A 22837-nucleotide genomic window follows, 5' to 3' on the forward strand; every position below is an offset into this window, starting at 1 on the left:
GTAGGCAGCTGGGGTGCCAGCGCCGGGTTCCGCGTCCAAGTGGAAGCGGAACCCAGCGCACGGTGCAACTGGATGTGCCAGCTACATCTCGCCGACCGCGCGAAGAGTAGGGCGATCGGTTCCTCCACTTGCACTTTCAAGGCAGGAAGTGATCGCCTGTTGGAGTTTCTGAAGTACGGTTACGATGTCGGGTTCATGCAGGGATGCCAGCTCACACCACGCCCCGTGGGGATTTCGTTGAGCACGAGACTTTCGAGTCCTTTGTGGCGACCGCACCGACAGCTGGACTCGGAAAAAGCCTCGACGAGGTCGTCCGCGTCATCAGAGATGACGATGAAGTTCTCGCCCTGCTTGCCAACGAGATCGGCGTCCCTGTTAATTACTTGAAGGAATTGGATGGCGCGCCCAATCTAAGCAGTCCAGTCGAACTGGATGCCAGGGAGTTCGGCTCCTACGCTCGCTCAGGCGGTTGGATCTTCAGGCTCATGGTCGCCCGCAGCGTCACGCCAGGAAGTGATCGCAACCGCGCAAGTCATTCAGATGGGGACGGGCCATCGATCGAGCCGAAGGTTTCTGCTCGCCAGTTCGCTCTTCTTGCAGGAACCACCGCTGCACGGGTGGTGCGCTTCTACCGCGCTTGGGAAAGGGCGGCCGAGGCTGGCCTCGCCCCTAGCGCCGCGACCCCGCGTCCCGGCCAGGCTGTCGAGCTTCCGGCCTCGGACGAGTGGGCTGAGTACTTCACCAAGTACGAGCAGTCGACTCCCCGGCGGGAGAGCATCGCCCAGCAGGCAGAGGCGGCCGGAACCAGTTACACAGAAGCAGTAAAGGTTGCCAAGAATCCTGCGGCAATGCGCACCGCGTTCCTAGGTGACCACAAGACCGCGGATGCAGCCCACAAGGCGCTCATGGACCGCCTGAAGGACGACATCGACCTCCAGGCGGCGATGGCTCGTACCATCGCAAAGGCGCCTGAACTCCGAAAGGCTGTCACTGCGGAGAGCAAGAAGTCGGAGCAGATCGAATACATTCGCAGCGTGGCAGTCGAGGGCAAAATTAAGACGCCGGCAGGAGAAATTCTGGAGGTACCTCCAGCCCTCAAGGCCACGGCACAGCGGCACTTCACTGTCTTGGAGTCCGCAGACGACAACATTCCTCCGGAATCGGCCACAGAGGCGTATGGCGCTGTTCAACAACTCATTTCCGAGGCGATCGAAGGTGACCCAGAAATCCAGCTACGCGAGCGGCGGGCGAGGCTTTACAGCCGCCTCCAGCGGGCCGCTAAGGCATTTGAAGATGTTGACCCTGAAAATGCCGCCATGACGCCTCCTCCAAGACTCGACGGATGAGGCCAGGAGCGGTGTCGAGTCCGTTGAGTGTAGAACGTAGAGATGAGCTGAGAGAGTTGACCAGAACTGCGTTGCCGTCAGATGTGCTCATTTCTACGCCTCCAGCCACCGGTCGAGAAGCGTAATTCGCTTCAACAGGGTTTCCAAGGTGGCATTCTTTGCAGTATCGCCGAAGTGCCTGTTGAGTTCAGCGTGGATGTATTCGTGGGGCTTGTTGGCCACAATCGAGTAGCGGCCAACCTTGCGGCGAAGCAGGCGCCGCACATCGTGCTTTTGGTCTGCCAGAGGGGCCTGGTCGGTTTCAACCGGGCGCTGCGTGGGAGCGGCGGTGCCAGCTCCGGCTGTCCTGAGGATCAGCGCGACATACTCCGGAGTTGTCCCTCTGGGAGCTGAACCTGCTCTGTTCATGACGCTCTTGGCGTAGTTCATCTCCTCGGGGGTGATGGATTCGCCACTCACGATGGTCGTGTGGTGCACGGCCTGGGAGGACCCGACGGTCTCAAAGGCCGGGAGGAGGGACAACGGCTCGTCAGGATCGCCGCCGAGCGGGGACATCGAGTCGAGGCCATCGGGATGCACGCGCTGAACCGCCACACCCACACCCCGCCGCTGGTGCGGTTCCTCACCGAACTGTCCCGCGCCCAGTGCGCGCAGGTCACCGTCTTCGACTGGGGCGCCGCAGCAGCGATGCCGTTCCTTCCACGTTTGCGGTACGGCCGGACCGTGCTGGCCTCAGCACGTTGGCGGCTGGAAGCGTCCGAACTGCCCGGCCATGCCAGTCCTCGGGCCGAGTGGGACGCCGCGCTCGCCGACTGGCGTGCCCGGCGGAGGCTGCCGCGCCGCGTCCATCTCGTTGAGGACGATCGAAGTCTCTTCCTCGACCTCGACGAGGCCGGCCACCGTGCGCTCCTGCGCCAGCACCTCGACCGTTCGCGCCTGGCCGTGCTCGTCGAGGCCCCGGAACCAGAGGCGTACGGCTGGTGCGGAGGGCGAGCCCACGAGGTCGTAGTTCCGCTCAAGGCAACCCGACCGCCGGCGTGGCCGCCGCTGCCCACCCCCAGCCGGGCCCGTGCCCTGTCTGCGGCCCAGATGCAGACGCCTGCCGCGTCCTCGGTTCTTTTGGCCGCCCTGTACGGCGATCCCCGCCGCCAAGGTGCCTTACTCTCCCGGCATTTGCCCGGCCTCCTCGAACAACTCGGCAACCCGCCGTGGTGGTTCATCCGCTACCGCGACCCGGACCAGCACCTTCGCGTACGCATCGCCCTCCCCGACCCGGAAGTTTTCGCCGACACGGCCCGAACGGTGAGCGCCTGGGCCGACGAGCTACGAAGCATCGGCCTGCTGGCCGATCTGCGCTATCCCACCTCCTACTGGGAGATGGGCCGCTGGGGCTCCGGCGCCGCATGGGAGGCGGCTGAGGAGGTCTTCCGGGCGGACTCGCGCGCCGTCCTGGCCCAGCTCACTCATCCTCAGCACCCTGGACCGCGCACGCTGGTGGTGGCGCACACCGTCGCTATCGCCTCCGGGTTCCTCGGCGGCACCGCAGCCGGGATGCAGTGGCTGATCGACCACATCCCTCCGAAAGCCCCCGCTCTCGTTCCGCGCCCGCAGTTCATCGACGCCGTACGGCTCGCCGACCCGTACGACGACTGGGCGGCGCTGCGCCATGTCCCGCGCGGGACGGCATCGTGTCGGGATGGGCTGACCGGGATACGGCGCTCGCCAGGTATCGGCCGCACCTGCCTGGCCCGGACACCCAAGGCATCGCCGTCGACGATGTCCTGACCTCCCTGCTGCACGTCCACTTCGTGCGCCACGTCGCAGTGAACTTCCCGGAGGAAGAGGTGTGCCTCTACCTGCCGCGCGCCGCCGCCTTGGCCTGGACCGCCCGCACCCGTGGGAGGGCCTCGTGACCGCTCACCCCACGCTCGGCCTGGTCCACGCCATCGCCACCCGGCTCGCCGACCCCGACAACGTGCCCCTCGGCTCCAGGCTGCTGTCCTCGGACCGGCAGCATCTTGCTTACGGCCCGCCCGGAATCGAGCTTCTGCACATCGAGCTGGCCGCTAACGGCCGCGGCCCGTGGCACCGCGCCCACGACTGGCTCACCGCCGCCTCCCGGCAGCCGCTTACCAGCGGCTCGGACAGCCACCCGTTCTACGGAGTGCCCGCCTTCGCCCACGCCCTGAGCTGCGCCGCCGACCACCTTCCCGGCTCCTACCAGCGCGCCCTCGACGCGATGGACGGACAGATCGCAGTCGACGTCGGACGCCTGCCTCAGCTCGCCGAGTTCGACGCCATCCGGGGCCTCACCGGATACGGCGCCTACCTACTGCGCCGAGACCTCAGCAGCTCCACGATGCGCGCCGTTCTCGACTACTGCGTGCGCCTCACCGAACCGATCACCCACCACGGCGAGACCATGCCGGGCTGGTGGGCGGAGACCGGGCCCTCGGGCAGCCCGGACGACCGGTTCCCTGGAGGGCACGCCAACACCGGTATGGCGCACGGCATCGGCGGCGTGCTCGCGCTCCTGGCCCTCGCCGCTCGGAACGGCTTCCTCACCGACGGGCACCACGCAGCGCTGCGCACCATCCTGGCCTGGCTGGACCGCTGGAAGGAGAAGGCCGACGGCGGACCGGTCTGGCCGTACTGGGTCACTCAGGGCGAGCTGAGCAGGGGGCTTCTCGTCCCGTCAGTCCCCAGGCGGCCATCCTGGTGCTACGGCACCGCCGGCCTCGCCCGCACCCAGCAACTCGCGGCGCTCGCCCTCGGCGATGCCAGCCGCCAGATGGACGCGGAGAACGCGCTCGTGGCCGCTCTCACCGATCCCGAGCAGCTGAAGGCCACGACGGACAACGGCCTCTGCCATGGGTTCGCCGGCCTCGCCCACGCTGCCGCGCGTACGGCCGATGACGGTCACCCCTCGACCGTGGGAAGACTCCGCGCCGCGCTCCCGGCCCTCCTGGCTGCTGCCACCCCTCCGGGCACCGACCCCGAACTCATGGCCACAGCGCTCATCCAGGACGAGAAAGTCGGCCCCGGCCCACTCGACAGCGCCGTCGGCATAGCCCTGGCCCTCCTTGCGCCCAGCACCGCCGCATCACCCCAGTCCGCCTGGGATGCATGCCTCCTCATCGCTTGATGCACCGACCGAAGGACCTCTATGCCTCCCGACCGCTGGCAGCAGCACAACATCAGAGATCAACTCTCCGTCCGCTCACGCAAACGGCCCCGGACGAGGAGTCCGAGGCCGAGTAGAACCCTTCCCTGGGGGAGAAAACCCAGTTCAGAGCGCTAATGCGTTGTGCCCCCGGCAGGATTCGAACCTGCGACACCCGCTTTAGGAGAGCGGTGCTCTATCCCCTGAGCTACGAAGGCGAGGACCTGGATTGGCCTCTCACAGAGTAGCGGATGTGGCGCGTGGAGCGCTTACCGCTGTAGGGAGTGGTAGAAGGTCAGGTGGTGCTGGGCCGCCGTGTGCCAGGTGTGGTGGGCGGCGAGTTCTTGGCCTGCTGCGCGGCGGGCGGGGGCGTCGGTCGTGAGGGCTGTGGCGAGTTCGGTGGCCAGGGAGTGGGGGGTGGTGGCGAAGCGGGCCGCGGGGGTGAAGACCTCCCGCAGGACCGGGAGGTCGCGGACGACCAGGGGGACTCCGGCGGCCAGGGCTTCCATCGCCGCCAGGCCGAAGCCCTCCTTGGCGGACGGGAACGCGAAGGCGGCCGCGGCGGCGACGAGCGGGGGGAGGTCGGGGTCGGGGACCTGGCCCAGTACGAGTGGCTCGACGCCCAGTTCGGCGGCGCGGGTCTCCCAGCGGGAGCGGTAGTCGCGGTAGTCGAAGAGGGTCTCGCCTCCCGCGATCACCAGCCGTACGTCGGGATGCTCGGCGCGCAGGAGTGCGTACGCCTCCAGGAGGTCCAGGGAGCCCTTGCGGGGCTCGATTCCGCCGACCGTGAGCACATAGCGGCCCAGGCGGGCGCGCCAGGCGTCGCGGGCCGCCGGGTCGGTGGTGGCGAAGCGGTGGTGGTCCACGCCGTTGGGGATGACCTCCGCCGCCAGGCCCCAGCCCTCGGCGAGTTCGTCCGCGACAGACCGGGACACGCAGATATGGGCGTACGGCTCGACGATGGCCCGTTCGTGGCAGGCGGCGAGTTCGGGCGTGGTGAAGTGGTCGAGGTGGTGGACGGTACGGACGCAGCGGCCCACCGCGTTGGCGCTGATGCAGTCCTGGGCGTGGACGACGTCGTACGGGGACGGGTCGAAGGCGTCGCGCAAGGTGGCGATGGAGCGCAGGATGCGCTCGCCGACGGTCTCGGCCGCCGGCCCTTCCCGGAACGGCACGATCCGTACGCGTACGTCAGGGGCGACCGCGCGGAAGAAGCCGGAGTCGCCGCCCCGGCCCAGCGACCAGACGGTGACGTCCTCCCCCGCCGCGGCCAGCGCCTCCGCGAGCGCGAGCGTGTGCACGACACCGCCGCGCGGCTTGGTGGAGTAGCTCACCAGGGCAATCTTCATGAGGGAGCCCCACGGGTGGGGGAGGGGCGCCGCTCGGCGGGTGGCACGTGCTCGGGGGAGGAGCGAGGCCCCGGTGCGTACGGTTCCCGGGCGGTGCTCTCCGTACCGGTGCTCTCCGCGTTCGTGCTCGCCGTACCGGTGCTCTCGTGGGCGCTGTTTTCCCCGCCGGTCCTCTCCGTACCAGCTCTGCGGTGCCCGCGCCCGTACGGTTCCTGGGCGCCGCCCGCCGTTCTCAGCCCGCGGTACGCGTCGGGGCGGCGTTCGTCCAGGTGGCGCAGGACGCGACGGGCGCGGTCGATCTCGGCCGCGACGTCGACCTCGGCGACGGCCAGGCCCGCCTTGGCCCACGTCCGGGCGAGGATGTCGCCGCCCGGCCCGACGACCTTGGACTGGCCGAGGAACCGCATGCCGCCCATGGCGCCGGTCTGGTTGGAGGAGGCGAGGACGACCTGGTTCTCGGCGGCGCGCGCCTGGTCGTACAGGTCGAAGAGCTTGGCCTGCCGGTCCTGGGCCATGCGCGGGGCACGGTTGGTGATGCTGGTGGGCCACGCGGAGAGACAGGCGAGGATCTCGGCGCCGTCCAGGGCCAGGGAGCGCGCGGACTCGGGGAACGTCTTGTCGTAGTCGATCAGCATGCCGATCCGGCCCACCGGGGTGTCGAAGGCGGCGAAGCGGTCGCCCGGCGCGTAGGCCGCGACCTCCCCGGCCGGCAGGTGCACCTTGCGGTGGTGGCCGAGGACGCCGTCGCCGCTGACGCACACGGCGGCGTTGTAGCGCTCGTCGCCGCCGTCCTCGCAGTAGCCCACGCATACGACCATCTCGGCGGCGAGCCTGGCCACCCGGAGGATCAGCGGGTCGTCCGGCTTCAGAGCCGGGGGGAGTGCCTCGGGGTCGGGGTGGCGCAGATCGGCCAGATAGCCCCCGAGCGCGGCGTCGGGCAGGACGAGCAGCCCGGCGTCCGAGCGGCGCGCGTCCTCGATGAGTTTGCCGATGCGGGCGAGGTCGAACTCCAGGTCACGGCCGAAGTGGGCGGCGGCGGCCGCGATCCGGACTGCGCTCATCGGTCGTTCACCGCTCCTCGCTCGCTCCGCGGACGGCCTCGTACCTCGGCCGGCCACTGCGCTCCCTGCGTCGGGTTCACTCCTGTGGTCATCGGTCGTTCACCGCTCCTGTGACTGTGCTCGTCGGTCGTTGACCGCTCGTGCGACTGTGCTCATCAGCCGTTCACCGCTCCTGCGTACGTGTACGTCTCCGGGCGCCGGTCCCGCAGGTGGCCCATGGCGCGGCGCGCGGTCTCCAGGGCCTGGGCGACGTCGAGTTCGGCGATCGCCAGGCCGGGTTCGACACCGGTGTCGGCGAGGATGTCGCCGCCCGGGTCGACGACCTTGGCGCTGCCGACGAAGCGTAGCGACCCGAAGGTACCGGTCTGGTTCGCGGACACCCATACGATCTGGTTCTCCAGGGCGCGGGCCCGGTCGAAAAGATCGAAGCGGCGCTTCCAGCGGTCGTTGACCAGATCGGGGGCGGCGTTCGTGCGCGAGCCCGGCCAGGCGGAGACGACCACGCCGATCTCGGCGCCGTCCAGGGCCAGCGCGCGGGCGGACTCGGGGAAGGCCTTGTCGTAGCAGATCAGCATGCCGATCCGGCCGACCGGTGTGTCGAAGGCGTGGAAGCGGTCGCCGGACGCGTAGCTGGCGTCCTCGCCCAGCGGCTGGTGGACCTTGCGGTGATTGCCCAGCACCCCGTCGCCGTTGACGCAGACCACGCTGTTGTAGCGCCGTCCGTCCGTACCCGCCTCGCAGTAGCCGGCCACCACGGTCAACTCGCCCGCCAGCGCGGCCAGTCTGCGGATCTCGGGGCCGTCGGGCGCGAGCGGCGGCGGGCCCGCGTCCAGCGCGGTGTCGTTGTCGAGGCTGAGCAGATAGCCGCCCAGACAGGCCTCCGGCAGGGCGAGCAGCCGTACGCCCTCGGCCCTGGCCTCCTTGATCAGCCGTTCGGCGACGGCGAAGTCCTCTTCGAGGTCGCGGCCGAACCCGGCGGCGACGGCCGCCATACGCAGCGTGCTCATGCGGTCCCCATTCCGGTCACCGGGCCGGCGACCGCGTCTGTGATCTCTCCGTCCGGCCAGCGCAGCCCGACGCCTTGTCCCGTGGTCAGCTCCCCGCACACGGCGCCCGTGGCGGGCCCGGCGGGCAGCGGTACGGCGCCCGGTCCGTCCGTGGTGAGCATCGCGAAGCCGGGGAAGCAGGTGAGCCAGTCGCCCATGGCCGCGGCCGGCGGGCGGGGTACGGCGGCCATGTCGAGGACGGCGCCGCAGCCGCTCGCCTCGGCGAGCATGCCGAGGGTCCCGGCGATCCCGGCCATCGACACGTCCTTCGCCGCGGCGGGCCTGGCGGCGGCCACCGCCCCGGTCATCGCGCGGAGTTCGTCCGTACGGCGATGGGTGGACGAGTCCCACTGGCGGCCCCGGTAGCCCTCGCGCCAGCCGCCGCCGAGGTCCGCGGTCAGCCGTACGGCGTGCCCGGACCGTCCGCCGCCGCCGGGCACCGGACGGTCCGTGCGGCCGAGCGCGGTCACGGACAGGGCGGCCGGTACGCCGAGCTGGGTGTGGCCGCCGAGGACCGGCACGCCGTACGCCTCCGCGGCCCGCCGGAGTCCGGCGAGGATCCGGGCGGCGTGCGCGGCGTCCTTTGCGCCCACGGCGTCGAGCAGCCCGACCGGTGAAGCGCCCATCGCCGCGAGATCGTTGACATTGACGAGGACCGAGCACCAGCCCGCCCACTCGGGATCCCGTTCGACCATGGACGGCACGATCGCGTCGCACGCGGCGATCACGTCCGTACCGGGGACGACCGCGCCGTCGTCGCCGACGAATCCGGCGCCGCCGAGGGCGGCCCGCGTGTCCGCGGCCCAAGCGTCCCCGCGCGAGGCTCCGCCGACCGCTTCCCGGCCGCGCCGCCCTGCCGCTCCCCTGCGGAGGCCTCCCGCACCGCCCGCGGGCACCTCGCCCGCACCGCCTGCACCGCTCGCGAGTGCCCGTACCCCACCCGTACCACCCGCCCCGCCCTGGAACGCCGCGAGGAGCAGTCCCAGCGCGGACTTCGTGGCCGCCGCCTGTGCCGCGATCCGCCCGATCGGCCAGCGCATCAGCGTGTGCGGCGCCCCCGCGACCGTGATCGGGCGTACGGACCGCCAGCCGAGCCGCTGGAAGAGCGCCTCGTTGCGGGTCTGGACGGTCGCGTCGAACCGCAGGACGCCCGCGGCCTCCGCACGGGCGCAGGCCGCGCGGACCAGCGCCGCGCCGATACCGTGCGGCCCGCGTGCCCGGCGGGCCACGACAAGGCGGCTGCCCTGCCACCACCCGATGTCCGGACCGTCGCCGACCGGTCCGAGTCGTACGCCGCCCACCACCGTGCCGTCGTGGTCCTTGGCGACCAGCACGACGGTACGGGAGTCGGCGTCCCGGTCGTCCAGGTCATGGCCGGCGAAGAGACCCTGCTCGTGGACGAAGGTGTCCCGGCGCAGCCGGCGGTAGTCGGACAACTCGCCCGTGGAGCGGGCCTCTTCGATACGGAAGGCGGGCTGCCGCGCCAGGGTGCTGCGGTCGCCGAGCAGCGCCAGGATGTCGACCGGGAGGTCGGCCGTGACGTCGGCCGGGATGGCGGCCGTGCGCGGTGCGGCGGATCCGTCGAGGTACACGGCCGTCACCCGCCGGCCGTCTTCAGCACGCTGCACGCCCCGCAGGCAGCGCAGCCCGCCCGCTGGTCCGCGCCGCTCATCCCGGCCGCGCGCAGCTTCACCGCGACGCCCTCGGTGACGTACCGCAGCACCTCCGCGCTCGGCGCCCCGATCCCGTCGCGGGCCGCGAGCGTGCCGCGCATCGGACGGAACGGGACGACGAACGGATAGACACCCCGGTCGATCAGCCTTCCCGCGCCCGCGATCAGCTCGTCCGGGTCCTCGCCGAGGCCGACGAGCAGATACGTGGAGACACGGTTGGGCCCGAAGACCCGCGCCGCCTCGTCCCACGCGGCCTCGTACTCGGCCATCGGCACGGTCGACTTGCCGGGCATCCAGCGGCGGCGCACCTCGTCGTCGAGGGACTCCACATGGATGCCGATCGCCGTCGTCCCCGCGTCGCGCAGTGCGCGGATCCACGCCAGGTCGCCGGGCGGTTCGCACTGCACCTGGACGGGCAGGCCGGGCACCGCCTGGAGCACCGCGCGGACCGACCGTACGAGAGTGCGGGCGCCCCGGTCGGGACCCGCGGTGGTGCCGGTGGTCATGACCATCTGCCGGACGCCGTCGAGCCGTACCGCCGCCTCGGCCACCTCGGCGAGCTGCGCCGGGGTCTTGGCGGCGACCGTCGCACCGGAGCGCAGGGACTCCTCGATGGTGCAGAACCGGCAGCGGTCGGACTCGGCGTAGCGGACGCAGGTCTGTACGACGGTCGTGGCGAGCACATCGGAACCGTGCAGCCGGGCGATCTCCTCGTACCGGATGCCGTCGGCCGTCGTCAGGTCGTAGAACCTCGGCCGTCGTACGGGGGTGAGTGAGAGACCCGTGTCGGTGAGGGGCCCGGCCCCGTCGTCGAGCCAGACCCTGCCCTCGCGGACCGTGTAGGGGCTGGCGGGGTTGCGGGGCAGCGCGGCGTTGGCACCGTCGACGAGGACATGACCGTCGTCGCTGGGGCCCGCGCCGTCCGGCCGTTCGACCTCGACGTCCTGGCGGATGCCGTGCAGGGCGAGTTCGGCGCGGGTCATGATCCGCACATCCACCGCGGTGCTCGTCCGCGCGGTGTCCGCCGCCGCGGTGCCCGGCCCCGCCGTGTCCGCCCCCGACGTGCCGGTCCCCGCCCTGCTCGTCGCGGTACTCGTCGTACCGGTGCCAACGCTCACGACGTACCTCTCAGAGCTGGTAGGTGGAGTTGATGATGGCGCCCTTGCGGGCGTAGTGGATGATCGCGTCCTGGACGTCGAGGGGGTGGGTGGGGATGACGCCCTCGATCAGGTCCTCCTCGCGGGCGCCGTGCAGGGAGAGGCCGAAGCGGCAGCAGTAGACCTTGCCGCCCTCGGCGATGAACGTCTTGAGCTGGTTGTTGATGTTGTGCTCGCCGGGGAAGGCGGAGTTGCCGACGGTCGGGAAGCCGCGCGTGGCAAGACAGTTGAGCGAACCGGGGCCGTAGAAGTAGATGGCCGCCTCGAAGCCCTTGCGCAGGGCGCGGGTGGCCTGGAGCACGGCGACGAAGGACACCGAGGACTCGTGGGCGATGCCGTGGACGAGGGTGAAATAGGTCTCGCCGTCCTCGGCCCGGTAGTCGGGGAAGACCTTGGTGGACCCGTAGATGCTGGAGCCCTCGGGGAGCGAGGGGTGCGGGATCTCGGCGAGGGACTTCTGCTCGACGTCGCTCAGCTCGGCGGTGGGGGCGGTCTCGGACATGCTGTCTCCTTGGCTGGTATGGAATTGACGGGTCGGCTGGTACGGGAATGACGGGCCGGGGGCCGGTCAGTCGTAGAGCGCCGCGAAGGTGTCCCGGAAGACGAGCCGGCCGAGTTCGCCCCCGCCGGTCGCCTCGGCGAGCCGGGCGTACTCCCCGGTGAAGTCGCCCCACGGCTGGTCGCTGGCGAAGAGCACCCGGTCGTGGCCGATGCCGCGGCGCTCGATCTCCTGGGCCAGCCACCGCGGTGTGAAGCCGATGGCCCAGGAGAGGTCGGTGTAGACGCGCTTGCCGGACTCGATCCAGTCGAAGAACCGCGAGCCCGCGAGCTTGATGTGGCCGCTCATCCCGCCGCCGAAGTGCACCAGGTGGACGGGGACCCGGTCGGCGTACCAGTCCACCAGGTGGCCGACCTCGTCGATGTCGGAGGCGGCACCCGGGGACGTGTGGACGTGGACGACCAGGCCATGCCGTTCCGCCGTCGCGAAGACACGGTCCAGTTGCGGGCGGCAGGCCGGGTCGGTGGGGCGTCCGCCGAGCAGAAAGCTGAGTTTGAGGGCCCGTACGCCGTCCTCCCCCGCCAGGGCGAGGGCCAGCCCCGTGCGGTCGGTGTCCTCCGGGCGCGGGGAGACCCACAGCCCGGCGCGTACGCGGTCGTCGCGCTGGGCCGCCTCGATCGCCAGCTCGTTGAAGAGGAACGCGACGGCGGGGTCCGGCACGCCGTAGTTGGGGATCACCAGGGCGCGTTCGGTGCCCTCGGCGTCGAGGTCCGCGAGGAACCGCTTGACGGTGGCGCGGGCGGTGGTGTCGGGGTTGACGGGCGGACCGCCGTAGAAGGGGTACGCGGGCAGGACGCCGATATGGCGGTGGGCGTCGTGGACCCCCTTACGGCCGTGGACTCCCTGACGGGGTGGGGCGAAGACCATGGGAGGCTCCTGTCAGCCCAGGGGGAGGGCGGAAGTGACGGAGGCCGGCGCCCCGGTGAGGGTGCCGCACACGTCGGCGAGGCGGCGGTTGGCGTCGATGTGGTCGGCGAGGAATCCGGCGTCCCGGCCGACGGCCTCGAAGCGTCCGGAGCCCCACGAGTACTGCCAGGGCAGGCCCAGGAAGTACAGGCCGGGGGTGCTGGTGGCGCCGCGCCGGTGCATCGGATAGCCGCGGCCGTCGAAGGCGGGTATCTCGATCCACCGGTGGTCGCGGGTGAAGCCGGTGGACCAGACGACGGAGGTGATACCGGCCTCGGCGAGATCGAGTTCGGCCACATGCCCGGAGGGCTCCCACACCGGTACGTACCGTGGCTCGTGGGGGGCCTGGAGGCCGTGCGCCGAGATATGCGCGTCGATGGCGTCCTTGATGGACTCGGCCACCCCGTCGGCCCGGTCCAGGTTGATCTTCAGATCGTCCGCGAACTCCAGCGTCGTACCGTTGATGCCGGTCAGCCGCCCGTACAGGCGCATTCCGTCCCGGGCGAAGGCCCGCAGATCGATGTCGCGGCCGCCGTCGCGCCCGGTGACATAGTGGTTGACCCGCATCCGGACGGCTGAGGCGTTGTCGAAGCTGTCGATGCCCTTCGCGTAGTGCCCCATCTCATCCAGCCAGGCCACACAGTCGCGGTCCCGGTAGAAGCGGGCGACCCGGGGCGCGCTGCCGACGGCCAGATGCACCTGCCGGCCCGCGAGATGCAGGTCCTCGGCGATCTGGCAGCCGGACTGGCCGGTGCCGACGACCAGGACGCCGCCCTCGGGGAGCCGGTCAGGGGCGCGGTAACGGGAGGAGTGGATCTGCGTGACGCCGGCGGGCAGGCGCTCGGCCATCCGGGGGATGGACGGATTGTGGTACGGCCCGGTGGCCACCACCACCTGATCGGCGGTGAATCCCCCCTCCGCGGTGGTCAGTTCGAAGCGCCCGTCGGTGGCCCGCCGCAGCCCGGTGACCGGTACGCCCTCCACCAGCGGCGGCCGGAAGAAGGCCACATAGTCCTGGAGATACCGGACGATCTCGTCACGGACCATGAATCCGTCGGGGTCGTCCCCCTGATAGGGGAAGCCGGGGAGCTTGCACTGCCAGTTCGGGGTCACCAGGCAGAACGAGTCCCAGCGGCGCTCACGCCACTCGTGACCGACCCGGTCCGCCTCGACCACGACATGATCGATACCGCGTCGGCTCAGGTGGTAGCTGACCGACAGACCGGCCTGTCCGCCGCCGACCACCGCCACCGGATAGTGGGCCCCGGCCAGCCGCGCCGCCGGGCTCATCGAGGGCTCCCGTCGGCGTTGACGAGGGACACGACGGTGACCTTGGCACCGTCGGCGGACGCGTCGGCCCCGTCGGCGGAGGCATAGCCGACGGCGGTCCGCTCGATCAGGGCGAGTTGCTCGGACGCGCCGGTGCAGTGGAACCCGAACTTCTCCCGCACCCGGTCACTCGCGATACCGAGTGCCGTCCGGCTACGCTCCACGAAGTCGGCGAGTCCGTACTCGCCGCCCGCCGTGAAGTACTCCTCGACCACTGTGGACGGGGAGTAGCAGCGCTGGGTCGCGCCGTCGGGCCAGCGCACATGAAAATAGATCTCAGGCATGAAGTCCTCCGGGCGAGGCGCCGAGGTGGTGTGGCACCTCGTCGCTGCTTGTGACAACAACTTCAGCCAGCGGCGATTGCCGAACCGAGTCATCCGGAATAAAGCGGAGTTACAGGCTCCTCACACCGGGTGATCCTTCGGGTGCGCGGGGTTGTCCCAGCGGCGAAGTCCCGGCCCTGGCCCCCGGCCACCGGGCCGAGGGCCCCGAAAGCGATGAGTTTCCGTGCGGAGCAGAGTCATGGCTTCGGAATGGGTACGTCACCCACAAGGAGGAGAGCCGACATGCTGCTCAAGGACAAGACCGCCGTCATCTACGGCGGCAGCGGCGCCATCGGCAGCGCCGTGGCCCGGACCTTCGTACGGGAAGGCGCCCGGGTCTTCATCGCCGCCAGGACGCCCGCCCCGCTGGAGCGTGTCGCGTCCGAGATCGGTGCGGAGATCGGTGCCGAGAGCGGCGTCATCGAGTCCGCCGTCGTGGACGCACTAGACGAACAGGCCGTGGACGCGCACGCGGACGATGTCGCCGCGCGGGCCGGGGGCATCGACATCTCGTTCAATCTGATCTCCCACAACGATGTGCAGGGCACCCCGCTCGCGGAGATGTCGTTCGCGGACTTCCACCAGCCCGTCGAGACCGCCCTGCGCACCAACTTCCTGACCGCGCGCGCCGCTGCGCGCCATATGATCCCGCGGCGGTCGGGCGTGATCCTCATGTTCGGGGGGTACGGCGATCCGCACCCCGGCTGGAATCTCGGCGGGCTTCAGGTCGCCTTCCAGGCCCTGGAGGCGCTGCGCAGGCAGCTCGCCGCCGAGCTGGGGCAGTACGGAATCCGCGCGCTCACCCTCCAGACCGCGGGCATCGTGGACACGATCCCCGAGGACTTCGAGGGCGGCCAGGCCATCGTCGAGGACATCGTGCGGCCCACCCTGCTGAAGCGGGCCGCCACCCGGGAGGACGTCGCGAACGTGGCCGCCTTCGCCGCCTCCGACCGCGCCCGCTCCATGACCGCGACCGCGCTCAACATCACCTGCGGTGCGGAAGTCGGCTGAAGCCGGTCGGGGCGGGGCGAGATCACTTGAAGCCGGTCGGGGGCGGGGCAAGATCACTGGTTGACGGGTCCGGCGGCGTCCGCATAGCGTCGCCGCCGACCCCCAGGACCGGGCACCCCGACCGGACCGCTGAAAGACCGCCGAGCGGCCACCAATCGACCGCCGAGCGGCCACTGAGCCACCTCCGATGAGCGACCTCCGAGAAAGGTGCCGCGTGCCCGAGCCGGACATCCTGACCGCGCCGGGTGCGCCCTTCGCCGTCGTACGGGCCGAGAACGGTTCGCCGATGTATGCCGACGGGCCCCGCACCCTGCGCGAGTTCGTCGAGGCGACCTGGGCCTACGGCGACCGCCCGTTCCTGGTGGCGGAGGGCGGAACGTACACGTACAGCCGGTTCTTCGCCGCCGCCACCGCGCTCGCCAACCACCTCCACGATTCGTACGGGCTGCGCCCCGGCGACCGCGCCGTCATCGCGATGCGCAATCACCCGGAGTGGCAGATCGCCTTCTGGGCGGCCCAGTTGGCCGGGCTGGTCGCCGTACCGCTCAACGCCTGGTGGACCGAGGCGGAGTTCAGCCACGCCCTGGACGACTGCGCGCCGCGCGTGCTGCTCGTGGACGGCGAGCGGCTGCCGCGTGTCGCGCGCTGGGCCGGGCGGCGCGAGGGGGTACGGACGGTCGTCTTCCGCTACGAGGGCACCGAGCCCGCGGGGGGAACCGAACGGTACGCAGCGTACGAACGGTACGAGGACCTGCCCGCCCCCGATCCCGCCGCCGCCCCGCCCGATGTCGAAGTACGGGCCGAGGACGACGCCACCATCATCTACACCTCCGGCACGACCGGCCGCCCCAAGGGCGCCGTCGCCACCCAGCTCGCACAGGCCGGGGCGGCCATGAACCCGCGCTTCCAGGCCGCCGCCTCCGCCCTCGCGCGCGGGCGGATCCCCGGCCAGGGGCCCGCGCCGGTCACGCTCATGACGTACCCCTTCTTCCATGTCGCCGCGTTCACCTGCTTCTATTCGGCGATGTCGGTCGGCGGCACGCTCGTCCTGATGCGCAAGTGGGACGCGCGGGAGGCCCTGCGGCTGATCCGTGTGCATCGGGTGACGCAGTTCGCCGGGGTCCCCACCACCGCGCTCCAGCTCCTGGACACAGAAGCCACTGAGAACGCCGGCAACGACCCGCTGGCGATGCTCACCCTCCTCAGCACCGGCGGCGCCGCCCCGCCGCCCGCGCTGCTCACCCGCCTGACCGCCCGCTGCGGCGAGCGCGTCGAGCCACGCAACGGCTACGGCCTGACGGAGACCTGCGGCGGAGTGCTGGCCGCCTTCGGCGAGGAGTACCGGCGCTTCCCGGGCACCGCGGGCCGGCCGACGCCCGCCACGGAGCTACGGATCGCCGGCCCGCGGGGCGAACCCGTACCGGACGGGCGGTCCGGCGAGCTGTGGCTGCGCGGGCAGTCGCTCGTACGGGGCTACTGGCGCGACGAGGCCGCCACCGCCGAGGCGTTCACCCCGGACGGCTGGTTCAGGACCGGCGATCTCGCGGTCGTGCGCGACGGGCGGGTCACGGTCGTGGACCGGATCAAGGACGTGATCGTCAGGGGCGGCGAGAACGTGTCCTGTGTGGAGGTCGAGGGCGTACTGCACGACCATCCCGATGTCCTCGACGCCGCGGTGCTCGGGGTCCCGCACCCGGAACTGGGCGAGGAGGTCGCCGCGGTGGTACGGGTCCGGCCCGGCGCCGCAACCGCTGTCGCGGAGCTGCGGGCGCATGTCGCCGCCCGGCTCGCCGCCTTCAAGGTCCCGGCCCATGTGCTCGTACGGGAGGAGCCGTTGCCCCGCAACCCGTCCGGCAAGCTCCTCAAGCGCGAGCTGCGCACGGAGGTCCTCAAGGCGACATCTCACGGACCGGGGACCTCAAGGGCGTGACACCCGCACCCGGAAGTTCCCGCCCGGCTCCTTCGCCATCACCGTGATCCGGATGTCGTGGTCGCTGTCCACGAACGTGTCACCCGGCTTGTACAACGCGTCCGACAGTTCCGCGTGCACATTGGGCCGCCGCGTGCAGCCGCCGCTGTTCCTGCGGCTGTCCGAGACCGCGATCGGGCCGCGCCCGGTGTCGACCGTCGAGTCCACGCGGTAGATCAGGACGCCGGGCTCACAGACCGCTTCATCGTTGCCCTCCCGGGTCCGTACCTCCACCGCGTAACCGGACTCCTTGGAGACCGGTACGAAGGTCACCTTGGGGCCGCCCGTCCTGGCCAGCGGTTCCAGCAGATACTCACTGACCCCGGCCATCGACGCGCAGCGGATCTGCTCGTCGTCGAGCCAGCCGAGCTTCCACTTGTGCCAGCCCAGCAGATCGTTGTTGGCGCCCCAGTCCTCGGACATGATGTCCCAGTGCCCGACCGAGCTGCCGCCGTCCATGGTGTAGAGGTCGGGGAGGCCGAAGACATGGCCGTTCTCGTGCGGCAGCACGCGGTAGCCGGTCTCCGAGTACGAGCCCGAGCCGTCGTCCTGGCGGCTGTAGACGAAGGACGTGTTGGCGAGGGGCGTGCCGTCGGCCTCGGGGGCGTCCGGGTTGCCGGAGAAGGTGACGGACAGCACGGTGTCCAGCGCAGAGGGCCCGGCATTGGGCGTGACCAGGACGTTGACCAGGTCGTACGCCGCGAAGTCCACCTGGGCGTCGGCGGCGGCCACGATGTCCTCGACGAGCCGCCGGTAGCCCGGTTCGTACGGCGCGCCGCGCTCTATCCCGTACGCCGCGAACGACAGCGGCATCCGCAGCCAGTCCGTCAGCGGAGCTTCGGCCTTGTAGTCGAGCCGTCCGTACGAACTGGTTCTGAACCACTGCGCGGTCTTCGGGAAGAACTCGCCGAGCCGGTCGAGCGCTGTGCCGGGGCCCTGTGCGTCCGGGAAGTCGATCATGAGGTTGAGCGCGCGGACCGTGCCGGTGGAGGGGGAGTAGCCGGGCGGGGTGGGCAGCCCCTCCGACATCTGTACGGTCGAGGCGGCGGCGATACGGCAGGGGGCGAGGGAGGCGTCCCTGCCCGCGGCCAGGGAGCCCGCGGAGGCGTGGGTGGGGCCGGAGAGCGTGTCGCTGGCGGTGGTGAGGGCGGCGAGGGCGAGGGCGGTGAGACCGGCGAGGGTGGAGAGCCGGTGGGAGCCTCCGCGGTAACGGTGTCCGCGATGTCCGCCGCCCGGGGTGGAGCCGGCGCCTGGGTGCGTGCCGTCCCCCGGTGCGGTGCTTTCGCCACTTGTACCGCTGTCGCCACTGGTACTGCCGTGGCCCGTTTTTCCGGCACTGCCGCCGGTTCTGCGTATCCGACGCGTCTGCTTCATGCGGTCGCCTTCGGGTCCGCGGCAGTCGGCCGTCCTGACTGCACTCCGTTCGATCACCCTCCGCCGTTCGGCGTGTCCGCGCGCGCTGGGTTCGGCCGAACGTGGGTACTTTCGGCGCGTCGAGGCGTGTCGGCGTGTGTGCTCAGACTTTGTGACTCAGGTCACATGGATTCACGGGGATTCCTGAAATAACCGGGGACCGCTTCCCCGTTTGCATCTACGTCCGACTGAACACCTCCGTACCTCCCGAACCGGGGACACCCCCCGAAGCGGGGACGGACCGAAAACCGAGGGAAGGGCCAGACGTGACCGCCGTTACCGCCGCCGCACCCGAAGCGCGCCGTACGACACGGCCGCGCGCGGACGCTCTGCGCAACCGGGAGCGGATCGTCGTCGCGGCACGCGAGCTGTTCGTGGAGTACGGAGCCGAGGCCCCGCTCGACGAGATCGCCCGCCGCGCCGGAATCGGCAATGCCACGCTCTACCGCCACTTCCCCGACCGGAACGCCCTCATCCACGACGTTGTGCTCTTTGTGATGGCCCGCGCCACGGACCACGCGGAGAGGATCAGCGCCGAGGAGTCCGACCCGTTCCACGCGCTGCGCCGCTTTGTGCACATCGCGGCGGACGAGCGGATCGGGGCGCTCTGCCCCCTGCTGTCGAACGCGTTCGACAGGGACCATCCCGATCTGCACGCCGGACGTGAGCGCCTCGAAGAGGCCGTCGAAGGGCTGATGGAGCGGGCGCGGAAAGCGGGACGGCTGCGTACGGATGTCGCCGTCGGCGATCTGATGGTCGCGCTGTCCCAGCTCACCCGCCCGCTGCCCGGCACCGGCTGCCTGACCATGGACCGGTTCGCCCACCGGCACCTCCAGCTCTTTGTCGACGGCCTGGAGGCGCCCGTCCGGTCCGAACTGCCCGGCTCGGCCGCGACCCTGGAGGATCTGCGCCGCGCCGCTCCGTGACGCGCCCTGAACCATGAACTCCGGCCCCGGAATCCCAGCCCGGCGGCCGAGCGCAGGAACCGGTGACCGGGGGCTGCGCATCCCGTACGGACCAGGTGGACCGTACGGACCGTATGCGCGGCTGCCGCGTACCCGTCGTCGTACCGACGTCCGGTCGGTCGTACCACCGTCCGGTCGTTACGTCGCCCGGTCGTTACGTCGTCCGGTCGTCGTCTGGTCGGCCGTAGTGTCGTCCGGTCGGTCCGTCGGTCCGTGCGGCACCCGTTCCCGTACGCCCCCGGATCCTCCCGTACATCATCCGGTCACCTGGTGATCCCGGTGGCTCCATGACCTCGTAAGTCCGGCAGCGTCGCCTGTACTTACCGACCTTTTCGCCTTTCTGCACCCTTAGGTGGATATCTCCATGTCAAAATCAGCGTCCTCGGCCGAACCGGCCGGATCAGAACAACAGCCGGCCCCGGCCGCGCGGCACGCCTCGGCGCCACATGTCGAGCCCACCCGCTGGAAAGCCCTGGGCTTCATCGCCCTCGCGCAGCTCATGGTCGTGCTCGACGCGACCATCGTGAACATCGCGCTGCCCTCCGCCCAGCGGGACCTGGGCATATCGGACGGCAACAAGCAGTGGGTCATCACCGCCTACGCCCTCGCCTTCGGAGGGCTGCTGCTGTTCGGCGGGCGCCTCGCCGACCTGTGGGGACGTAAGCGCGTCTTCGTCATCGGTCTGCTCGGCTTCGCCACCGCGTCCGCGATCGGCGGCGCGGCCAACGGCGAGGCGATGCTGTTCGGCGCCCGCGCCCTCCAGGGTGCCTTCGGCGCGCTGCTCGCGCCCGCCGCGCTCTCGCTGCTCGCGGTGCTGTTCACCGACGCCAAGGAACGGGCGAAGGCGTTCGGTATCTACGGCGCGATCGCGGGTGGCGGTGGCGCGGTCGGTCTGATCCTCGGCGGTGTCCTCACCGAGTACCTGGACTGGCGCTGGACCTTCTTCGTCAACATCCCGTTCGCGATCGTCGCCGCGCTCGGCGCGTACTTCGTGATCCGCGAGCCGGAGGGCGGCCGCAACCGCAACCCGCTGGACCTCGCCGGTGTTGTGCTGTCCACGCTGGGCCTGGTCTCGCTGGTGTACGGCTTCACCCGCGCCGAGTCCGACGGCTGGTCCGACACCACGACCATCTCGCTCTTCGTCGGCTCCGCCGTGCTCCTGCTGGCGTTCGTCGTCGTCGAGTCGAGGGTCGCGCACCCGCTGCTGCCCCTGCGGGTGGTCGCCGACCGCAACCGCGGCGGTGTCTACTCCTCCCTGGGCCTCGCGATCATCGCGATGTTCGGTCTGTTCCTCTTCCTGACGTACTACCTCCAGGTCGTCAAGGGCTACTCGGCGATGGAGACCGGCTTCGCCTTCCTGCCGATGATCGCGGGCATGATCACCGGATCGACGCAGATCGGCGCGCGGCTGATGACCCGGGTGGCGCCGCGGCTGCTGATGGGCCCCGGCTTCCTGGTCGCGGCGATCGGCATGCTGCTGCTGACGCAGCTCGAAATCGGTTCGTCGTACGCCGGTCTGATCCTGCCCGCGCAGCTCCTGCTGGGTCTGGGCATGGGTACGGCGTTCATGCCGGCCATGTCGCTCGCCACCTACGGCATCGAGCCGCGGGACGCGGGCGTGGCGTCGGCGATGGTCAACACGTCGCAGCAGGTGGGCGGCGCGATCGGTACGGCGCTGCTGAACACGATCGCGGCCTCGGCCACGACCTCGTACATCACCTCGCACGCGACGGCCGGCGGCAACCCGCAGCTCCTGGAGCTGCGGGGCATGGTCGAGGGCTACTCCAGCGCCATCTGGTGGGCGGTCGGGATCCTGGCGGTCGCCGCCCTGATCGCGGTGACCGCCATCAACACCGGGCGTCCCGACAACTCGCCGGCGGCCTCGGGCGGCGAGGGCGCGGAGGGCCTGGAGGACGCTACGAAGATGCCGATCGCGATGCACTGAGCGTGATGCATTGAGGATGCACTGACGTGGTCGTACGGCCTGGTTGTCGTGTTGTCGTACGACCCGGCAGTCGCATCCGGTGATCACCGCCGAACAAGCATCACCGCCGAACAAGCATTGCTGTCGAACAACCGAAGAACGGATGATCTGCCCTGGTGTTCCCGCTGCTCAGCGGCGCCAGGGCAGATCCGCGCCCGTGCCCTCCGGCTGCAGCCCCTCGGCCATCACCTGCATGATCTCCCCGAGTTGCTTCACCTGCTCGGGGCTGAGCCGGTCGAAGATCGCCTGGCGTACGGCGGCGACATGCCCCGGCGCCGCCTGCTTCAGCACCTCGTTGCCCAGCTCGGTCAGGAAGGCGTTCTGACCGCGCTTGTCGGAAGGGCAGTCCTCGCGCTGGACCCAGCCGTGCTGCTCCAGCCTCGCGATCGCATGCGAGAGCCGCGATCTGGTGATCTTGGCGTCCTTGGCGAGCTGGGTCATCCGCATCCGGCGCCGTGGCGCCCGCGCGAGATGCACGAGCAGCGCGTAATAGATGTGCGGCATCCCCGAGTCGCGCTGCAACTGGCGGTCGAGATGGTCCTCCAGCAGCGTCGTCGCCTGGAGATAGGCCTGCCAGACGCGCTGTTCCTCGTCGCTGAGCCAGCGCGGCTCCCCGCCGGTACCGGCGTCATTGCCGGTGGATGCCGTGGTCATGTAATCCACTGTACTCATTCTTGAAAGTTAAACTAGGGCTGGATAGGGTTGTATGAAATGAGTGCTTGAGGTTTCAAACGAATTGCCCGGGAGTCGCCATGAACGCTGTCGCGAAGCGCATGCCCGCCCTCTATCTCTCCCATGGCGCCCCGCCGCTCGCCGACGATCCGGTCTGGCCCGGCGAGCTGGCCGCCTGGGCCGCCGAGCTGCCGCGCCCCAAGGCGATCCTGGTGGTCTCCGCGCACTGGGAAGAGGCCCCGCTCGCGCTCGGCGCCATCGAGACGGTCCCCCTGGTCTACGACTTCTGGGGCTTCCCCGAGCACTACTATCAGGTACGGTACGCCGCCCCCGGCGCGCCCGAACTCGCGGACTCGGTGCGGAAGTTGCTGCGAGCGGCCGGTACGCCTGTCGTCGACGTGCCGGACCGGGGGCTCGACCACGGGGCGTATGTGCCGCTGGTGGAGATGTTCCCGGCCGCCGACATCCCCGTACTCCAGGTCTCCATGCCGACGCTCGACCCCCGGAAGCTGCTGGAGACCGGGCGCAGGCTGGCGCCGCTGCGGGATGAAGGGGTGCTGATCGTCGGCAGCGGCTTCTTCACCCACAATCTGGCGGCGCTGCGGCACCCGGGGGGAGGGGTGCCGGGCTGGTCGGCGGAGTTCGACGACTGGGGGATGCGGGCGCTGCTGGCCGGGGACGTCGACGCCCTGCTCGACTTCGAGAACAAGGCGCCGGCGGGGCGGTACGCCCATCCCCGCACCGAGCACTTCGCCCCGCTGTTCGTGACCCTCGGCGCCTCGGAGGGCGAGCTGGGCGGCGGCAGGAGCGTCATCGACGGCTTCTGGATGGGGCTGGCGAAGCGTTCGGTGCAGTTCGGCTGAGGCAACCTTTGCCGAGCGGGGGCCGTCTTGAAGATGAGAGCGAGGTTA

At 70.5% G+C, this 22837-nt stretch carries 19 protein-coding genes, 1 tRNA gene and 1 pseudogene; 8 read left to right on the plus strand and 13 right to left on the minus strand.

The features are described 5' to 3' along the window. Positions 1-203 precede the first annotated feature (203 nt). Complete coding sequence (locus ACFU9P_RS24255) at positions 204-1346, plus strand: hypothetical protein (RefSeq protein ID WP_384084318.1); 1143 nt, start codon at positions 204-206, stop codon at positions 1344-1346. Positions 1347-1439: 93 nt separating this feature from the next. Here the strand turns inward: ACFU9P_RS24255 and ACFU9P_RS24260 are convergent, their stop codons facing one another. Next, positions 1440-1805, minus strand: a complete 366-nt coding sequence (locus tag ACFU9P_RS24260) for a hypothetical protein (protein WP_384084321.1) — start codon at positions 1803-1805, stop codon at positions 1440-1442. A gap of 78 nt (positions 1806-1883) precedes the next feature. On the opposite strand from ACFU9P_RS24260, the pseudogene ACFU9P_RS24265 reads away from it, so the two are divergent. Both ACFU9P_RS24265 and ACFU9P_RS24270 read left to right on the plus strand, forming a co-directional pair. Further along, a pseudogene (locus ACFU9P_RS24265) lies at positions 1884-3259 on the plus strand (thiopeptide-type bacteriocin biosynthesis protein); the annotation flags it as partial. Continuing rightward, positions 3256-4491 (plus strand): lanthionine synthetase C family protein, encoded by a 1236-nt coding sequence (locus ACFU9P_RS24270; protein WP_384084324.1) that lies wholly within the window; start codon positions 3256-3258, stop codon positions 4489-4491. The pseudogene ACFU9P_RS24265 and the gene ACFU9P_RS24270, both read left to right, overlap by 4 nt. Before the next feature lie 163 nt (positions 4492-4654). Here the strand turns inward: ACFU9P_RS24270 and ACFU9P_RS24275 are convergent. The 10 genes from ACFU9P_RS24275 to ACFU9P_RS24320 form a co-directional block, all read right to left on the minus strand. Beyond that, positions 4655-4727: transfer RNA gene (locus tag ACFU9P_RS24275), tRNA-Arg, on the minus strand. A gap of 51 nt (positions 4728-4778) precedes the next feature. Then, positions 4779-5858, minus strand: a complete 1080-nt coding sequence (locus tag ACFU9P_RS24280) for an MSMEG_0565 family glycosyltransferase (protein WP_384084327.1) — start codon at positions 5856-5858, stop codon at positions 4779-4781. Continuing rightward, a complete protein-coding gene (locus ACFU9P_RS24285) occupies positions 5855-6919 on the minus strand; it encodes a carbon-nitrogen hydrolase family protein (RefSeq protein WP_384084330.1) in 1065 nt (354 codons plus the stop codon). Before ACFU9P_RS24285 ends, ACFU9P_RS24280 begins: the two co-directional genes overlap by 4 nt. Positions 6920-7074: 155 nt before the next feature. Continuing rightward, entirely contained in the window at positions 7075-7926 is an 852-nt protein-coding gene (locus ACFU9P_RS24290; protein ID WP_384084334.1) for a carbon-nitrogen hydrolase family protein, read from the minus strand. Further along, positions 7923-9593 (minus strand): MSMEG_0567/sll0787 family protein, encoded by a 1671-nt coding sequence (locus tag ACFU9P_RS24295; protein ID WP_384084338.1) that lies wholly within the window; start codon positions 9591-9593, stop codon positions 7923-7925. Before ACFU9P_RS24295 ends, ACFU9P_RS24290 begins: the two co-directional genes overlap by 4 nt. Beyond that, the gene (locus ACFU9P_RS24300; protein ID WP_384084341.1) at positions 9563-10756 is read right to left on the minus strand and encodes an MSMEG_0568 family radical SAM protein; all 1194 of its coding nucleotides are present in this window, start codon (positions 10754-10756) and stop codon (positions 9563-9565) included. The genes ACFU9P_RS24295 and ACFU9P_RS24300 overlap by 31 nt, the downstream gene beginning before the upstream one ends. A gap of 10 nt (positions 10757-10766) precedes the next feature. Then, positions 10767-11297 carry an MSMEG_0572/Sll0783 family nitrogen starvation response protein gene (locus ACFU9P_RS24305; RefSeq protein WP_376377558.1) on the minus strand — a complete coding sequence of 177 codons (531 nt, stop codon included), beginning with the start codon at positions 11295-11297 and terminating at the stop codon, positions 10767-10769. Positions 11298-11363: 66 nt separating this feature from the next. Continuing rightward, the gene (locus tag ACFU9P_RS24310) at positions 11364-12221 is read right to left on the minus strand and encodes an amidohydrolase family protein (RefSeq protein ID WP_384084345.1); all 858 of its coding nucleotides are present in this window, start codon (positions 12219-12221) and stop codon (positions 11364-11366) included. 12 nt (positions 12222-12233) lie between these two features. Then, positions 12234-13550, minus strand: coding sequence for an MSMEG_0569 family flavin-dependent oxidoreductase (locus tag ACFU9P_RS24315; protein ID WP_384084347.1), 1317 nt, complete (start codon positions 13548-13550; stop codon positions 12234-12236). Then, positions 13547-13873 carry an MSMEG_0570 family nitrogen starvation response protein gene (locus ACFU9P_RS24320; protein ID WP_384084349.1) on the minus strand — a complete coding sequence of 109 codons (327 nt, stop codon included), beginning with the start codon at positions 13871-13873 and terminating at the stop codon, positions 13547-13549. The genes ACFU9P_RS24315 and ACFU9P_RS24320 overlap by 4 nt, the downstream gene beginning before the upstream one ends. 282 nt (positions 13874-14155) lie before the next feature. Between ACFU9P_RS24320 and ACFU9P_RS24325 the strand changes: the two genes are divergently transcribed. Continuing rightward, entirely contained in the window at positions 14156-14923 is a 768-nt protein-coding gene (locus ACFU9P_RS24325) for an SDR family NAD(P)-dependent oxidoreductase (protein ID WP_384084352.1), read from the plus strand. A gap of 187 nt (positions 14924-15110) precedes the next feature. Then, positions 15111-16853 (plus strand): class I adenylate-forming enzyme family protein, encoded by a 1743-nt coding sequence (locus ACFU9P_RS24330; RefSeq protein ID WP_384084355.1) that lies wholly within the window; start codon positions 15111-15113, stop codon positions 16851-16853. On the opposite strand, the gene ACFU9P_RS24335 is transcribed toward ACFU9P_RS24330, so the two are convergent. Next, positions 16842-18266 carry a M6 family metalloprotease domain-containing protein gene (locus ACFU9P_RS24335; RefSeq protein ID WP_376377571.1) on the minus strand — a complete coding sequence of 475 codons (1425 nt, stop codon included), beginning with the start codon at positions 18264-18266 and terminating at the stop codon, positions 16842-16844. The genes ACFU9P_RS24330 and ACFU9P_RS24335 overlap by 12 nt on opposite strands. A gap of 305 nt (positions 18267-18571) precedes the next feature. On the opposite strand from ACFU9P_RS24335, the gene ACFU9P_RS24340 reads away from it, so the two are divergent. Further along, positions 18572-19231, plus strand: coding sequence for a TetR/AcrR family transcriptional regulator (locus tag ACFU9P_RS24340; protein WP_376377573.1), 660 nt, complete (start codon positions 18572-18574; stop codon positions 19229-19231). A 403-nt stretch (positions 19232-19634) separates the two neighbouring features. Further along, entirely contained in the window at positions 19635-21215 is a 1581-nt protein-coding gene (locus tag ACFU9P_RS24345; protein WP_376377575.1) for a DHA2 family efflux MFS transporter permease subunit, read from the plus strand. A 168-nt stretch (positions 21216-21383) separates the two neighbouring features. On the opposite strand, the gene ACFU9P_RS24350 is transcribed toward ACFU9P_RS24345, so the two are convergent. Then, positions 21384-21917 (minus strand): MarR family winged helix-turn-helix transcriptional regulator, encoded by a 534-nt coding sequence (locus ACFU9P_RS24350; RefSeq protein WP_376377678.1) that lies wholly within the window; start codon positions 21915-21917, stop codon positions 21384-21386. Between the two features lie 89 nt (positions 21918-22006). Between ACFU9P_RS24350 and ACFU9P_RS24355 the strand changes: the two genes are divergently transcribed. Beyond that, on the plus strand, positions 22007-22789 hold the full coding sequence (locus ACFU9P_RS24355) for a dioxygenase (protein WP_384084359.1): 783 nt from the start codon (positions 22007-22009) through the stop codon (positions 22787-22789). The last annotated feature ends 48 nt before the right edge of the window (positions 22790-22837 follow it).

It is taken from the genome of Streptomyces sp. NPDC057617 (assembly GCF_042800555.1).
Lineage (GTDB): Bacteria > Actinomycetota > Actinomycetes > Streptomycetales > Streptomycetaceae > Streptomyces.